This is a genomic window from Azorhizobium oxalatiphilum (genome assembly GCF_014635325.1).
Taxonomy (GTDB): domain Bacteria; phylum Pseudomonadota; class Alphaproteobacteria; order Rhizobiales; family Xanthobacteraceae; genus Azorhizobium; species Azorhizobium oxalatiphilum.
In genome coordinates this window covers 23,221-38,108 of sequence record NZ_BMCT01000011.1, presented here as the reverse complement: position 1 = coordinate 38,108, position 14,888 = coordinate 23,221, and the positions used below count along the sequence as shown (strand labels likewise).

The following is a 14,888-nucleotide window of genomic DNA, read 5'->3' as shown; positions in this document are numbered from 1 at the left end:
GGTCGGCTCCGGCTGCCTCTCCCGCAGATGGACCAGGGTCGGCCTCTTTCATTGCGGAAAGTCGCAGACACCCTGGCCGATCGCCCTCTACACACTGGAGAAGAAGCAATGACAGCCATCCGCGTCGGCCACATCGACCTCGGCTTTCACGACGCCAGCGCACGCAAGATCGAAGCCGTCCTCGCGAGGCATGGTCACGAGATCGAACGCTCCACCGCGCCGCACGAGGAAATGTTCATGCGCATGGGGCGCGGCGAGGTCGACTTCCTCGTATCTGCTTGGCTTCCCGCGAGCCACGGCACTTACCTCGCCCCATTCGAAGCGGATGTGCGCAAGATCACTGTCCTCTACGAACCCTACTGCATCTGGGGTGTGCCGAGCTTCGTCCCAGCCGAAGTCGCCTCTGTCGCCGACCTGCTCCGCGAGCCGGCGCTGTCCCGGATGGACCGCCTCATCCAGGGGATAAATCCCGGCGCCGGCATCAGCCGGTTTTCCCAGGCGATCGTCGATCACTATGGGCTGGACACCGCAGGCTATCACTTCGAGACCGGCACCGAGGCGCAGTGCTTCGACCGCTTCGAGGACGCGGTCTCACGTAACGAATGGGTGGTCGTGCCGCTCTGGCACCCGCAGTATCTGCACGCTCGCTATCGTATTCGCGAACTCGCCGAGCCGGCCGGCCTACTGGGCGGCACGGACCGGGCGACACTGATCGTCCGCCGGGATGCCGAGCCACGCGTAAATCCCGCCGCGCTGGAAGAACTGGCCAATCTGCAACTTGGGAACCAGCGCGTCAGCGAATTGGAGGACACGCTGGTGCGGGCCACTCCCCCGGCCTAGCCACCGAGGAATATCCAGGCGTGTTTCAGGAAGAGCTCTGGATGCTGGAACTGCGAAGCATGGCTGGCATCTGGATAGATGATGGGCTGCGCGTCGGGGATATGCTGCTGGAGATGGAACGAGCTGATCGTTGGGAGCATAACGCCGATCGTGCCATTGCCGATCAGCGTCGGAACCGTGATCGCCGTGAGGTCCGCGAAGCCGTCGCTATGCGGTTCCAGCCAGTCGCGACCCGCCAATCGCGGGTCCATGATATCCTCAGGATTCCGGTCCGCGGTAAGCTCCACGTGGCGTTCCCGGAACGATCGGCCGGCCGCCTTGCCGGTCTCTGAATGCCCGAAGAACAGCCAGACGAAGTCGTCCTGGCTCGCATTACCGGTCGCCCGCTGACGCACGTCCTCGATGTAAGGTGGAGGGCTCACCGCCGCTCGGGCTCGTCCCGTACAGGATGAGTCGGTTCAGACGTTGAGCCTTCGCCTTCGCGAAGGCCTGCACGACCATGCCGCCGATCGAGAAGTCAAGAAGATCGAATTAACGAAACCGCGACGAATTCGAGAATGGCTGAGGCCACGCCCTCAATGGTCTGTGGCGCCTCTTCGATCGAATCGCCATCCCGCGGACATCGACGAGAATGACCTCACGCCACCATGCAAGACCGTCCGTCAGTAGAGGGGCCGAATGATCCAGGCTGCCGGTGCCGTGCTGAAGCAGCACGATCGGCATTCCTGTCTTCCGCCGAAACGACGACAAACGAATTTCATGCTACCAACTTCAACATACCGCTTCTGTTCGGTCTGATGACTATCCATCGCGTTTCTCCTCGCCGCATGAACTGGAGCGGCTCTGGTCGCTTTGTGCTACCTACGATGGTCTGGGGTGGGGGTGTAGGCTGGTCTCCAACCATGAACTGATTGATGCGGAAGACGGAGAGACATGACGGCTGATTGGGCGAAATGGGCCGGGAGAATCTGCGCTGTCGTGGTTGCGGCCATCATCTTCACAATCGACTGCATCGTCGATTTCGACGTCTCCATCTCGATCCTATACATCGGGACACTCGTTGCCGTCGGCGTGAGAGGTTCGGACAACGAGATCATCCGGACGGCTGCGGTATGCGCCACGCTCTCGTGCATCTCCTGGTATATCGTACATAGGGACGCGCCCGACATCGCCAGCAGCCTACGGCTCGGCTTCGCGCTCGTCGCCATCGGCGTAACGGCGGCCCTACTCGTCAGCCGCAAGCATCTCGCCGCCGCCCGTCGAGAGCTTGAAGAGAGCCGAGGAGAACTACAGAACTTCACCGATTCCGTGCCTCAGCTGCTATGGCGGTTTTCGGTCGACAAGGTCGACTTCTTCAACCGCCGCTACACCGAGCTGACCGGGCATGATCGAGAAGAGGCGATTGCCAAGCAGAACTGGATCGAGTGGTATCACCCGGAGGACAGGACGGCTTTCGCCGAAAAGATGGAGCATTCGCTGCTCACAGGCGAAGATCTCCGCGCGACCTTCCGGATGCTGCATGCCGACGGTTCATACCGATGGATGTCACTCGTCGGTCGGCCCATAATCTCTAAGGATGGGACCATCGAGAAATGGTATGGCGGAACGTCCGACGTCCATGAGGAGGTCACCGCCCGTCAGGCGCTGGAGCGGCTCCAGAGAGAGCTCGAGGAGAGTCAGGCAGAACTGATCAACTTCATGGATTCCATTCCACAGATCCTCTGGCGAGCTACGCCGGAAGCCTATGTGGACTTCTATAATCGACGTTACTCTGAAGTCATCGGGCGAAATGCCGATGAAACCATCGAGCGCCAGGATTGGTTGGAGGACTTCCACCCCGACGATCGTGGCCCCTATTTGGAGAAGGTTCGCTCGTCCTTTGCCGCCGGCGAGGAACTGAACGCGAAAATAAGACTCATGCAGGCGAGCGGCGATTACCGTTGGACATCGCTAATCGGCCGTCCTTACCGGGATAAGTCTGGAAAGCTGGTCCGATATTATGGCGCCACCACGGATATCCACGATGAGGTCACCGCGCGCGAGGAGCTTCAACGCACCCGCGCCGCACTCGAAGAGAGCCAAGCCGAGGTCGAGTTCTTCGCCAATTCGGTGCCCTACATCCTCTGGCGCAGCAATGGGGCGGGCGAAGTGCAGTTCTTCAACAAGCGCTGGACCGACATCACAGGGATGGCCCGAGAGGACGCACTGAAGGACCAGCGATACCTCGAAACCGTGCACCCCGATGACCTTCCCGGATTGACGGTCGCCATCGTGACCGCAATCGAGACGAATGGCGTCTCCGACGCAGAGGTCCGGGTCCGGCAGGCGGATGGCACCTATCGCTGGATGCGTCTTTATGACGGGCCTGTCGGTCTGACTGCGGACGGCGAGATCCAGCGCTTCGGCGGTGCTACGGACATCCAGCAGGTGGTCGACATCCGGCGTCAGCTCCAGGAACTGAACGAGACGCTTGAGCAAAGGGTCGTGGAGCGCACCGCAGACCTGATTAAGACGGAAGCCCGCTACGCGGGCCTGTTCGATGTCAGCAACATGACCTTCGCCGAGATGGACTTCAAAGCGACTGAGCCGCTCCTCGACGAGCTCAGAAAAAGGGGCGTGACGGATCTCAGAGCCTATTTCAGCGAGCACCCGGACGAATTTGCGCAGACGCTGTCGCTGATTCGAACGACGCGCGTGAACGAGGCGCTGGCGCATCTCATGGGCTATGAGAGCGTCGCCGAGCTCGTCGCCAATCCGCCCGCACAGAACGCTGACGACGGCCCCGCCGTTCTGCTTCGGCAGTTGGAGATGTATTACAACGGCATCAATCATATCGATGGCCGCACCGTGCTTGTCGGCAAGGGCGGAATCGAGATTCCCGTCTATTACACGGTCAACAGGCTTGCCGAGGGCCTTCACCTGTCGAGCCATATGAATCTCACCGAGCAAGAGCGGATCGCGGAGATGCGCGAAGCCGCGCAGGAGGAGCTTGCTCGTGCAAATCGGATAGCCACGGTCGGCGCGTTCTCGGCATCGATCGCGCATGAACTTAACCAGCCCATCGCCTCCATGTTGATGGATGCGCAGACTGGCCTTCGATACCTGCAGCGCGGAGAGCCCGATCTCGAGGCCGCCGAACGCATCCTGCAGAGGCTGACCCGGACGGTGCAGCGCGTTTCCAACATCGTTCAGAACACCAGGGACGCCATCCAGTCGGGTCGGCGCGAGACGGCCCGGATCGACCTGCGCGAGATGGTCGAGGAGACGGCCGAGCTTATGGAGCGCGAACTGCGCCGTTCCGAGGTGTCGTTCGGGATGAGAGGCATGGAAGCCCCTCCGCTCGTCACTGGAGATCCCGTCCAACTCCAACAGGTGCTGATCAACCTCATGACGAACGCAACCGAGGCCATGCGCGAGGTCGATGGCCACCGTTCGATCACCGTGACGATAGTGGCGCTCGATGATGAAATCGCAGTCACGGTCGAGGACAGCGGCCCCGGCATCCCGGAGGAGAACCTAGAGAGGCTTTTCCAGCCGTTCTTCACGACCAAGGCCGAAGGCGTTGGAATGGGCCTTCAGATCTGTCGCACCGCCATCGAGGGAATGGGCGGCCTGTTGACCGCCCGCAATCTCGAGAAGGGCGGCGCAGCCTTCACTTTCACCCTCCCGACCGCGGTGACGGCCGAAGCCGCCTAGCTGCACCGACAATGGTATAGGCGCAGGCCGCCCTTATCACGATGGCGCGAAACGGCCCGTAGCCGCATGGTCATCGCGCGGCTTTCGCGAGGAGCGTGATGTCCTCCCCCCAGCAATCCGACCCATGCCGATCCGATTGGCCAACCATCTTTTGCTTCCACCGTCGCTTGCCGGCTGTAAATCACCTCACGCCCCCAGACGCCGACGGTTTTCGAGGTGCCCAGCTGTCAATCAGCTGGGCGGGGGTTCCTGCGCTGGCAAGGGCATAGAAGAGGTCTGTCCAGATGCTCTTGGGGCTCAACGGACACAGCAACCGTGTTGCGAAGGCCCAATATTTCATGAGCCTGAGCCCTAGGAACCTGGCCTTCGAACGAATGCATTGGCCTCTCATTCAGGTGGCAGCGTCCTCCAGGCAGCGGATCAGATCATCCGCGATAATCGGCTTTCTCAGCAGTTCCTTCGCGCCGCCGGCGAGGGCTCTCCGCCTGACAACTTCGTCCCGCAAAGCGGTCATCATAATGACGGTCATATTCGGATAGCGCTGCCGAACGATATCCTGCAGCTCCAAGCCGCTCATCCCCGGCATATTGACGTCCGTCAGCAGATGCGAGATTGCCGCTTGCCCGGAGAAGCTCAGGAAATCCTCTCCCGAGCTGAACGCAACCGCACTATAGCCGAGAGACTCCAGAAACTCCGAAGTCGCATCGAGCACAGCCTGATCGTCATCCACGATCGCCACGGCTTTTCCAAGGGCCGACACGTTCAATTCCTCCGATAGGCCTATATGCCCTCCCTGCTACCAAATGGGGCAGGTTCGTCGGAGCCGTAATTATACAATGGTTTTAAGGCACTAAACGGAACCAGTTCAGGCGAGCTGCACGGCAGATGAATATTATTTATTTTCAATGCGTTAAATGCAACGTCGACCCGATGCGCGGGGCGTATCCACGCTCCAACATTCTGTCAGGGCAAGACGCCCACCCGCCCGAAGGCGGGCTGCGCCTTCAACCCGCCGAATGAGCCTTGACCAGCTCGGCCTTGCGAACCAGATCGGCGACCGAACCCGCCTGCATCTTTCGCATGACGTTCCCGCGATGAATTTTCACCGTGATCTCGCTCAGGCTCAGCTGATGCGCAATCTGCTTGTTGAGCAGCCCGGTAACCACCGCTGCCATCACTTCCTTCTCGCGCGGCGTAAGGGTCGCCGCCAGAGTAAGGACATCGGCTGCAACCGCGCTTTCGGTGCGCCGCAGCTGATCACGCTCGATCGCAGAAGATACAGCGTCCAGCATCTCCTGGTCACGGAACGGCTTGGTTAGGAAATCCAAGGCGCCAGCCTTCATGGCCCGGACAGTCATAGGCACATCGCCGTAGCCGGTCAGAAATATGACCGGCATCTTGTTGCCCATGGCGCTGAGCCTAGCCTGAAGATCCAATCCGCTGCTACCCGGCAAGCGGACATCGAGGATAAGGCATCCCGGCCGGTCCGGAAGGGTGGCGGCGAGCAGGTCCGTCGTCGAGGCGAACGCGATGGATTCGAGCCCAACCGACGACAGGATGTCCTTCAATCCCTCTCGCACACCGTCGTCGTCGTCAACGATGACGACGAGTGGAGCGGTACTGGTGCGTGCGTCTCCTGGGCGCTTCATCTCTACCTCTGGAACAGTCCACAAATGTGCGGTCACCGAGATGGTCCCAGCAAGCCTCCGACATGACGTAAGGAGAGAGAACGGAGTCCATTTTCTGCCTGAATACCAAGCACACATGTTCGCGCCCCAGACAACCTGTCAAGCACGTTACCAGTGTCCGAAGAGTCGCGTTCTTGTCGAAATGCACGGCAGGGAGCGGCGAGATTCAGCACTCATCTGGACATGCCTACTGGCAGATAGTAACGCGAGGTGCCTGCTTTCGGCCTTCTTCCCGCACATGCCCTAAGGGTGCCCACGCTCTGGCCGTGTGGCCTGCGTGTTGAAACCGACTTGCGCAACTTGAGAGGCATATGGAATGAGCGCTTCAGATGCGCGCGCTGCGGGGCAGACCACGTTCCGCGTCCTATTTGCAAGCCTGGTTGGCACCGCCGTCGAGTTCTATGATTTTTACATCTACGCGACAGCCGCCAGCCTGGTGTTCGGCCCCCTGTTCTTTCCCGCCTCCCTGCCCTCCGCGGAACTGATTGCAGCGTATGCCAGCTTCGGTATCGCCTTCATCGCCCGCCCTCTCGGTGGCACAGTGTTCGGCCACTTCGGAGATCGGGTGGGACGTAAGACCACGCTGGTCGCAGCTTTGCTCCTGATGGGTGGTTCGACGGCGGCGATCGGCCTGCTTCCCACCTATGCGGTCGCCGGCTGGCTCGCTCCGGTCCTCCTGTGTACGCTCCGTTTCGGACAGGGCCTCGCACTTGGCGGTGAATGGACGGGTGCGGCGCTGCTGGCCCTTGAGAACGCACCGCCCGGCTGGCGCGCCCGCTTCGCCATGTTCGCCCCACTCGGCGCCCCTGTTGGCTTCATCATTGCCAATGGGCTGTTCCTCGGCCTCACCATCACCCTCTCTCCCGAGGAGTTTCGTGATTGGGGCTGGCGAGTGCCCTTCCTCGCAAGTGTGCCTCTCGTCTGGCTCGGCCTTTGGGTCAGGCTCAACCTGGTGGAGACGGAGGAGTTCAGGAGATCGGTGGCGGAAGCCCCACCACCACGCGTGCCTTTGCTCGAAATGATGCGAGAACACGGGGAACAGGTGATCGCCGGCACGTTCGGCGTCGTCGCGTGCTTCTCACTCTATTATGTTGCAACCGCATTCGCTCTTGGTTACGGCACCACCACGCTAGGGTACAAGTGGTCAACCTTTTTGATCATTGAGCTCGGCGCCATCCTTTTTATGGCCGCGGCCATCGTCGCTGCGAGTTGGCTGTCAGACCGACTAGATCCGGCGCGCGTGCTCATTCTGGGATGCGCCGGAACCATCCTCTCCGGCATACTGCTGGCCCCCATGATGGGCAGCGGATCACTGCTGGTGATCTTTCTGTTTCTCGCTTTCTCCCTGCTGGTCATGGGCTTCGTCAATGGCCCGCTCGGCGCCTGGTTGCCCAGCCTGTTTCCGGCACGTGTGCGCTATACTGGCACGTCAGTTGCCTTCAACATCGGCGGCATCATCGGTGGGGCATTCTCTCCGCTGATATCCCAGGCCCTCGCGGAGCAGAGCGGTCTGATAGCCGTTGGCTTCTATCTCGCGATCACAGGTGGGATGAGCCTGATCGCTTTCGACTTCAGCGCACGCAAAAGCGCCCAGGGCGCGCTCATCCAGAGCGAGCGGCGCTATCGCTCCATCTTCGAACAAACCCATGTGTCTTTGTGCGAATTGGACTTGTCCGGCGTCCAAGAGCATCTACGGGAGCTTCGCAGTTCAGGAATTAAGGACCTTGCCGCTCTCGTACAGAAACATCCAGAGTTCCTTGGCGAATGGGCGCGTGAGATCGTTCTGATCGACGCGAATGACGCCACACTGCGTATCCTCGGCTGTGGGGCACGTAGCCAAATCCTAGGTCCCATTGCGCGCTTTCTGCCGGCCCGGAGTGAGGTCGTGACGGGCATCGTGCAGTCCATGTGGCAGGGAGGAGGTCGCCTCGAGCTGCAAGGGCGCTTGACATCTCAGGATAAGCGAGAGGTCACCGTTGTCCTGCTCGTTGCCCTGCCCGATGATCCGAGAGCTTTCGGTCGCGTGGCATGCGCTATGATCGACGTGACGGAGCGAGAGCTGGCAAAGGAGGCACTGCTGGCTGCGCAAGGCGAGCTCGCGCGTGCGGGCCGTATTTCTACCGTCGGAGCGATCTCTGCCTCCATTGCACATGAGGTCAATCAGCCCATAGGCGCCATGGTCATGAGCGCTCAGGCATGTGTTCGCTGGCTGAAGAAGGAGCCTCCCGATGTCGATGCCGCGACACGCGCCGCAGAACGCGCGGTGCGCGATGGTCTGCGTGCAAGCCAGATCGTTGAGAAAACGCGCGAACGCCTGCGTCAAAGCCGCCAGCGCCCTGGCGCCATTGCCCTTCGCCAGATCATCGACGAGGCGGCGACACTGCTCGACCGCGAATTGCTAATGAGCGGAACCATCATTCAGGCGACCATGCCGGACGACGTACCGGACGTGATCGGAGACAGAGTCGAACTCCAGCAGGTCATCGTCAATCTGATGACCAATGGCATCCACGCGATGGCGCAGACACCAGATGCCCTCAAGGTGCTGAAGATAGAGCTTGTGCCTCTCAATGACGATCTCGTGCAGCTGACCGTGCGTGACCACGGCATTGGCATCGCCGCCGAGAACCTTGCTCGCCTGTTCAATCCCTTCTTTACGACGAAACGTGAGGGTATGGGGATTGGCCTCGCCATCTGTAAGACCATCGTCGAAGCGCATGGTGGCTCGCTTTCAGCCCGCAACCACGATGATGGCGGCGCGATTTTCGAGGTTGTTCTGCCGACGGCTGAATCGCACAGCCATATTCCGCACGACGCATCGGAGCCAACCGAGGCCTAGGGAAAGCGCGTCCCTCCTAGGCGGGCGCGAGACGTCCTGAACGGCGGTTGGCTTCTCGAAACGCGTGCAATTTCATAATGATGAAAAAGGAGCATGCCTTCCCCTCCCCGCCTCCTGATGGATCAATACGCACCATCGTATAGGGGAGGATACATACGCGGATGATTCCTCGCGCGGCACGGAAAGGACACTGTCGCCTACAGACGCTTGCACGAGGAAGTATGGATATGCGGAGCATCGCCTTCGTTCTCTCGCCCCATTTCCAGATCATCGACTTAAATGCCGTCATGGCCTTTCAACTAGCCAACAGCCTCACACAAGTCGGCCACTATGCCGTCTCTTTCTTGTCGGAGGTTGGCGGCGACGTTTCGAGTACCTTTGGCATTGTCGTGAATAGTGAACCGATCGGCACGCAAGGCCACGACACGTTGTTCCTGATCGGCGCGCCCCAACCGTTGCCGATGTCGGAACAGTTAATGCGCTTGCTTTCTACCGCCGCAACCAGCACGCGACGCATCGCTGCAGCGAGCACTGCGGCCTTCCAGCTCGCCGAAATCGGCCTGCTCGACGGGCGTAAGGCGACAACTCACTGGGCCCACGTCGAGACGTTCAAGGCCGGCTATCCGGCTGTTCTGGTAGAACCCGATCGCATCTTCGTTCGAGACGGGGATATCTGGACTTCCGCAGGCATGAGTGCCGCGCTGGACCTGGCTCTCGCCCTCATCGAGGATGACCTTGGCCGCGAGATCTCGTGCGAGATCGCCAAGCAGCTTGTATTGTATTATCGGAGACCTGGAGCGCAATCCCAGATTTCCACCCTGCTCGATCTAGAGCCGCAGACGGATCGTATAAAGCGTACGCTCATCTATGCGCGACGCAATCTCCAGAACGATCTATCGGTGGAAGAGCTGGCCGAGGTTGCGCATCTGAGCCCTCGCCAGTTCAGCCGCCTGTTTCGTAGCGAGACAGGGCAGTCGCCTGCGAAGGCGGTTGAGTCGCTGCGTATAGAGGCTGCACGCATCATGTTGCAGGAGGGGCGTCTGCCGCTCGAAACGGTGGCACGGCACGTGGGATTTACCGACCGCGACCGCATGTGCCGCGCCTTCGTGCGAGCCACGGGCCAAACGCCGAGCCACCTGAAGGACACAGGCCTACACCCACGCCCTTCCGTTTCCCTCCCCGAAGGTCTTCCCTCGCCCTTCCCGGCAGTGCCTGCCAACGCATGCTACGCCACGGCCTGATGGCCCCGGACGGTGACGCACAGTTTCCAGCACAAGGACATGGTTGCGCCCTATCTCACGGCTGAACGCGCCACCACACCCAAATGACTTTCCCAGAAGAGACCTGCACCTCGATTCCGCGACAGGAGATCTTTCCGGAAATGCCCCACTCGTGCTGTCGAGCAACCGCACGAAGGGCCGTTCTATAGGCAAAGTTGCCGCCATGCCCGTTCTCCCGTCCCCATGCAGACGTGCGTGCAACGTGGGCACATGAAATTGCCCTCGTTGCACTTCTGAAATCAGCGACGTATGAAACGGAGAAAGCCGCCTCACGCGCCAAATTTGGCCTTCGCAAGCGGCAAGGCCCGAATATGTCGTCCGGTCAGGGCTGCAACCGCATTCACGACCGCCGGCGCAATTCCAGGGAGTCCCGGTTCACCGACCCCGCCCATAGGCGCACCGCTCTCCACGATCTCGACATGGACACGAGGCATCGCGTCTCGGGCCAGGATCGGATAGTCGTCGTAATTGTGCGACAAGCGCTTGCCCTTCTCATAAGCCAGCTCTTCGAACAATGCCGCCGACAGACCGAGCGCTGCTGCCGATTCCACCTGCGATTTCACAATTGCCGGGTTGACGATGCTTCCGGGATCGAAGGCGATCCAGAGATCATGGACCCGCACCTCCCCCCTTTCGATGGACACCTCCGCAATGGTGGCCGTCTCTGAACCGAAGGGCGAGGCCATGGACACCCCCCGTGCACGCTTGGTCCCGCCCACATCGAACGGGCCGCGCTTCCAGCCGCCGGAAAGCGTGCCGACGGTTTCGAGCAGCTTGAGATGTCGCGGTTTATTAGCCAGCAAGGTGCGACGCAGCTCGAACGGATCCTTGTTGCCCGCGTCGGCCATCTCATCGAAAAAGGCCTCATAGAAAAAGTCGTTCATGGAGTGCCCCACCGATCGCCAGAAGGCGATGGTGACGGGATGCACGAACTTGACGTATTCCATGCTCCGGTTGGGAATATCGTAGGGCTTCTCGACGATGCCCTCCACCGCCGAGCTATCCACCGCTCCGCCAGACGCGGCGGCACCGAACCAACGGCCGAGCGGGCCCTCGCCTACGGTCCGCACCTGGATGGCGACGGGCATGCCGTCCTTGCCCACGGCACCTCGAAAGCGGCTGAAGCTCAGCGGACGGACCGCATCCATCTTGAACTCCTCCTCCCGCGACCACAGCACCTTTACGGGTCGCCCTGTCGCCTTCGCCAGCAGGATAGCCTGCTGGAACGGGTTGGACTGGCCATAGGCAAAATGGCGGCCGAAGAAGCCTCCGAGGATAGGTGAGTGCAGGATCACCTTTTCGGGTGTCAATCCAGCCAGCTTTGCAGCAATGGACTGAAACAGTTCAGGCATCTGGTTCGGCGTCCACATCTCCAAAGCCCCATCGGCATTGAAGCGGGCAATGGACGACGGGGGTTCCAGCTGGCCATGTACCAGATACGGAGCCTCGTAATCAGCCTCGATGATCTTCGCTGCACCAGCAAAGCTCGCCTTCGTATCGCCAACAGCCTCCGCTCTCTCGCCTGCTACGCTTGACGATTTCAGTGCTGTCAGGATCGCGGAGGACGAATAATCCGCGGCCACTGCATCGAATCCGCTGGCGGGGGGGGCACTCCAAGAGACCTGCAGGGCCTCGACGGCCTGCCGAGCCCGATACCAACTGTCGGCGGTCACCGCAACCGCGCCTGGAAGGAGATGCACGTCGTGGACGCCCGGCATGCCTCTCGCGACAGACTCGTTGATCAGTCGCACGGGCTCGGTTCCCAGAACGGGCGCATGCTGGACGGCCGCATACAGCATGCCTTCCACCTTCTGATCGATGGCATATTCAGCCCTGCCTGTGGACTTGGCCCTTACATCCAGTCGCGCGACCGGCTTGCGGATATAACGGAATGTGGCGGGATCGCGCAGCTTCACGTCGTCCGCCGGCGTCAACGCCAGAGCCTCAGCGGCCAACGCACCGTAGGGAATGCGCAGCGAACCAGCATCCACCACATGACCATCGTCTGTCGTCAGCGTCGATGCCGGCACATTCAGCCGTGCCGCGGCAGCCCGGATCAGCATGTCCCGCGCCGTTGCTCCGAGACGGCGCATCAATTCATAGCTTGAACGAGTCGAGAAGCTGCCGCCGGTCATGCGCATTCCGCCCACCACCGCATAGTCGGCGCCGGGTGGCGCACACTCGACCTCGAAGCGGGCCGGGTTCACATCCAACTCCTCGCCGACGATCTGCGCCGTGCCGGTGTTGATGCCCTGACCGCCTTCGACGAAAGGGCTGAGCAGTTTGAAGCTATTGTCCGGCCCGATCACCAGAAATGCGGGCACGCGTGTACCGGGCTTCACGGCGACCGGCGTTGGCTGCGCCGATGCCTTACCAGTTGATAGAAGTCCCCCGAGCAGGAGCGCGCCGGCTCCCAGTCCCAGCAACTGTCGGCGGGAAAGGTTGGTAATGCCCTGCTGCCGAAGGAGAGGAGCGGCCGCCGCAGCGTCGATCTTGATAAGCGCGTTCATGTCGGCACCTCAACCTGCGGCCTGGTGGATGGCCGAAGCCACACGGTTATATGTGCCGCAGCGGCAGAGGTTCGTCATGGCGTCTGCGATGTCGCTATCCGTCGGGTGCGGGTTCTGTTTGAGAAGAGCAGTCGCAGCCATCACCTGACCGGATTGGCAATAGCCACATTGGGGCACCTGCTCTTGGACCCAGGCCTCCACGACCTTGCGGCCAATCTCATCCCTTTCGATCGCTTCGATGGTGCGGATATCGGCAGACCCCACACTATCAACCGGCATCTGACAGGAGCGAATGGCCTGGCCGTCGACGAGAACCGTACAGGCGCCGCACTGGGCGATGCCGCAACCATATTTAGTGCCCGTGAGGCCAAGTGTATCGCGCAGAATCCAAAGCAATGGGGTCTCCGGCTCTACTGCCACCTCATAGGCCTGTCCGTTTACATTAATAGTCGTCATGACGAGGGTCCGGATAGAAATTCGCTATCCCAACTTTAGGGGGGCCACACCACAATGCGCAGGACGAAAGCCCGGCGTTTCCGGACATTGCTGCCGACGGATTGGGTCCAGGTGTCGGCGTAAGGCTGGACATGCAACTCAGCTCGAACCGTATGCGGGTTAGTCCCTGCGGCGGACACTAGACCGCCGCACAGCCTGCCTGAGCCAGAGGGTAGTGGAGGCGCAAAATTGGGGCTTGCGATGTCGCGTCCTCTAATTTAGGTGTATATCCACTTATTTTAGAGATGCCACTCAGGGGCGGAGCCAACCGGGAACGCTGCGCACGCAAGGGCGTAGGCGCCCCTGTTCCAGGGCTTTGCACATGAGAACGCATGGTATGTGAAGGGAATGGATCATGTCTGCGAGCGATATCATCCTCGGACATCCCGTTCGGACTCCCATCGGAGCCTATAACGGCGCCCTGAAGGGCGTGGCTGCCACGGAACTTGGCGCCATTGTCGTGAGCGAGACACTGCGGCGTGCTCGGCTCGCGCCAGCGATGATCGGTAGCGTGGTCATGGGCAATGTCGTGCAGGCCGGCAACCGCATGAACCCGGCACGGCAGGCCAGCATCGGAGGAGGCCTCCCCGTCGAGGTTCCCGCCATGACGGTGAACCGTGTCTGCGGCTCCGGCGCGCAGGCCGTGCTGACCGCCGCGCAAGAGATCGCCTCTGGTGCTGCGGAGATCGCAGTGGCGGGCGGCATGGAGAACATGGACCGCGCGCCCTATCTCTTGGATGGCGGGCGCTGGGGTTACCGCATGGGCCCGGCGCAGGTTCTCGACAGCATGCTGACCGATGGCCTCAATGACGCCTTCTCCGGCCAGCATTCGGGTTGGCATACGGAAGATCTGGTGGCGCGCCTCCAGATCACCCGTGCCGCGCAGGATGCCTTCGCCGCCCGCTCCCAACAGCGGTTCAGCGCGGCCCAGAAGGCAGGCAAGTTCGAGGACGAGATCGTTCCGGTCGAAATCAAGGGACGCAAGGGGCCGGCCCCCTTCGCCGCAGATGAGGCGCCGCGTGCCGACACCACCGAAGACATTCTCGCCAAACTGAAGCCCGCCTTCCGGCCAGACGGAACCATCACCGCCGGAAATGCGCCGGGCCTCAACAGTGGTGCGGCGGCGATGATCGTCGCCAGCCGTACGGCGGCCGAACGTGAGGGCATCACCCCCATGGCACGGATCGCCGGTTTTGGCGCCGCGGGCGTCGAGCCGGGCCTGTTCGGGCTCGGTCCCGTGCCCGCGGTGCGGATCGCACTCGAGCGCGCCGGCTGGACGTTGGGCGACATTGAGCGCATCGAGATCAATGAGGCCTTCGCCGCCGTTCCCCTCGCTGTTGCCCGCGAACTGGGCCTGCCGGACGACATCATCAATGTGGAGGGCGGCGCGGTGGCGCACGGCCATCCCATCGGCGCCACCGGCGCTGTGCTGATCACGCGGCTCCTTCATTCCATGCGGCGCGACGGCCTCTCCCGGGGCGTGGTCACGCTGTGCATCGGCGGTGGGCAGGGCATCGCGCTCGCCCTTGAGACGCTCTGA

The 14,888-nt window shown here is 61.4% G+C and carries 10 protein-coding genes; 5 read left to right on the top strand and 5 right to left on the bottom strand.

Annotated elements, in window-relative coordinates; all coding sequences use genetic code 11:
- The first annotated feature begins 108 nt into the window (after nucleotides 1-108).
- Nucleotides 109-840 (top strand): glycine betaine ABC transporter substrate-binding protein, encoded by a 732-nt coding sequence (locus IEW24_RS25925; protein ID WP_188583816.1) that lies wholly within the window; start codon nucleotides 109-111, stop codon nucleotides 838-840.
- Here the strand turns inward: IEW24_RS25925 and IEW24_RS25920 are convergent.
- On the bottom strand, nucleotides 837-1,262 hold the full coding sequence (locus IEW24_RS25920; protein ID WP_188583815.1) for an alpha/beta fold hydrolase: 426 nt from the start codon (nucleotides 1,260-1,262) through the stop codon (nucleotides 837-839). The genes IEW24_RS25925 and IEW24_RS25920 overlap by 4 nt on opposite strands.
- A gap of 511 nt (nucleotides 1,263-1,773) precedes the next feature.
- Between IEW24_RS25920 and IEW24_RS25915 the strand changes: the two genes are divergently transcribed.
- The gene (locus IEW24_RS25915) at nucleotides 1,774-4,536 is read left to right on the top strand and encodes a PAS domain-containing sensor histidine kinase (protein WP_188583814.1); all 2,763 of its coding nucleotides are present in this window, start codon (nucleotides 1,774-1,776) and stop codon (nucleotides 4,534-4,536) included.
- Nucleotides 4,537-4,927: 391 nt separating this feature from the next.
- Here the strand turns inward: IEW24_RS25915 and IEW24_RS25910 are convergent, their stop codons facing one another.
- Nucleotides 4,928-5,275 (bottom strand): response regulator transcription factor, encoded by a 348-nt coding sequence (locus IEW24_RS25910; protein WP_244644680.1) that lies wholly within the window; start codon nucleotides 5,273-5,275, stop codon nucleotides 4,928-4,930.
- 265 nt (nucleotides 5,276-5,540) lie between these two features.
- The gene (locus tag IEW24_RS25905; RefSeq protein ID WP_188583812.1) at nucleotides 5,541-6,185 is read right to left on the bottom strand and encodes a response regulator transcription factor; all 645 of its coding nucleotides are present in this window, start codon (nucleotides 6,183-6,185) and stop codon (nucleotides 5,541-5,543) included.
- Between the two features lie 355 nt (nucleotides 6,186-6,540).
- Here IEW24_RS25905 and IEW24_RS25900 point away from each other — a divergent pair, with 355 nt between their 5' ends.
- On the top strand, nucleotides 6,541-9,063 hold the full coding sequence (locus tag IEW24_RS25900) for an MFS transporter (RefSeq protein ID WP_188583811.1): 2,523 nt from the start codon (nucleotides 6,541-6,543) through the stop codon (nucleotides 9,061-9,063).
- A gap of 227 nt (nucleotides 9,064-9,290) precedes the next feature.
- Nucleotides 9,291-10,304: a GlxA family transcriptional regulator gene (locus IEW24_RS25895; protein ID WP_188583930.1), complete on the top strand. Its 1,014-nt coding sequence runs from the start codon at nucleotides 9,291-9,293 to the stop codon at nucleotides 10,302-10,304.
- A 308-nt stretch (nucleotides 10,305-10,612) separates the two neighbouring features.
- Here the strand turns inward: IEW24_RS25895 and IEW24_RS25890 are convergent, their stop codons facing one another.
- Both IEW24_RS25890 and IEW24_RS25885 read right to left on the bottom strand, forming a co-directional pair.
- Complete coding sequence (locus IEW24_RS25890) at nucleotides 10,613-12,853, bottom strand: xanthine dehydrogenase family protein molybdopterin-binding subunit (RefSeq protein WP_188583810.1); 2,241 nt, start codon at nucleotides 12,851-12,853, stop codon at nucleotides 10,613-10,615.
- A gap of 9 nt (nucleotides 12,854-12,862) precedes the next feature.
- Nucleotides 12,863-13,309, bottom strand: a complete 447-nt coding sequence (locus tag IEW24_RS25885; RefSeq protein ID WP_188583809.1) for a (2Fe-2S)-binding protein — start codon at nucleotides 13,307-13,309, stop codon at nucleotides 12,863-12,865.
- A 394-nt stretch (nucleotides 13,310-13,703) separates the two neighbouring features.
- Between IEW24_RS25885 and IEW24_RS25880 the strand changes: the two genes are divergently transcribed.
- Complete coding sequence (locus IEW24_RS25880; RefSeq protein ID WP_188583808.1) at nucleotides 13,704-14,888, top strand: thiolase family protein; 1,185 nt, start codon at nucleotides 13,704-13,706, stop codon at nucleotides 14,886-14,888.

Excerpts from the sequence above, each read along its gene's own strand:
- IEW24_RS25925 (WP_188583816.1), top strand. The coding sequence starts at position 109 with ATGACAGCCATCCGCGTCGGCCACATCGACCTCGGCTTTCACGACGCC.
- IEW24_RS25915 (WP_188583814.1), top strand. The coding sequence starts at position 1,774 with ATGACGGCTGATTGGGCGAAATGGGCCGGGAGAATCTGCGCTGTCGTG.
- IEW24_RS25905 (WP_188583812.1), bottom strand. The coding sequence starts at position 6,185 with ATGAAGCGCCCAGGAGACGCACGCACCAGTACCGCTCCACTCGTCGTC.
- IEW24_RS25900 (WP_188583811.1), top strand. The coding sequence starts at position 6,541 with ATGAGCGCTTCAGATGCGCGCGCTGCGGGGCAGACCACGTTCCGCGTC.
- IEW24_RS25895 (WP_188583930.1), top strand. The coding sequence starts at position 9,291 with ATGCGGAGCATCGCCTTCGTTCTCTCGCCCCATTTCCAGATCATCGAC.
- IEW24_RS25890 (WP_188583810.1), bottom strand. The coding sequence starts at position 12,853 with ATGAACGCGCTTATCAAGATCGACGCTGCGGCGGCCGCTCCTCTCCTT.
- IEW24_RS25885 (WP_188583809.1), bottom strand. The coding sequence starts at position 13,309 with ATGACGACTATTAATGTAAACGGACAGGCCTATGAGGTGGCAGTAGAG.
- IEW24_RS25880 (WP_188583808.1), top strand. The coding sequence starts at position 13,704 with ATGTCTGCGAGCGATATCATCCTCGGACATCCCGTTCGGACTCCCATC.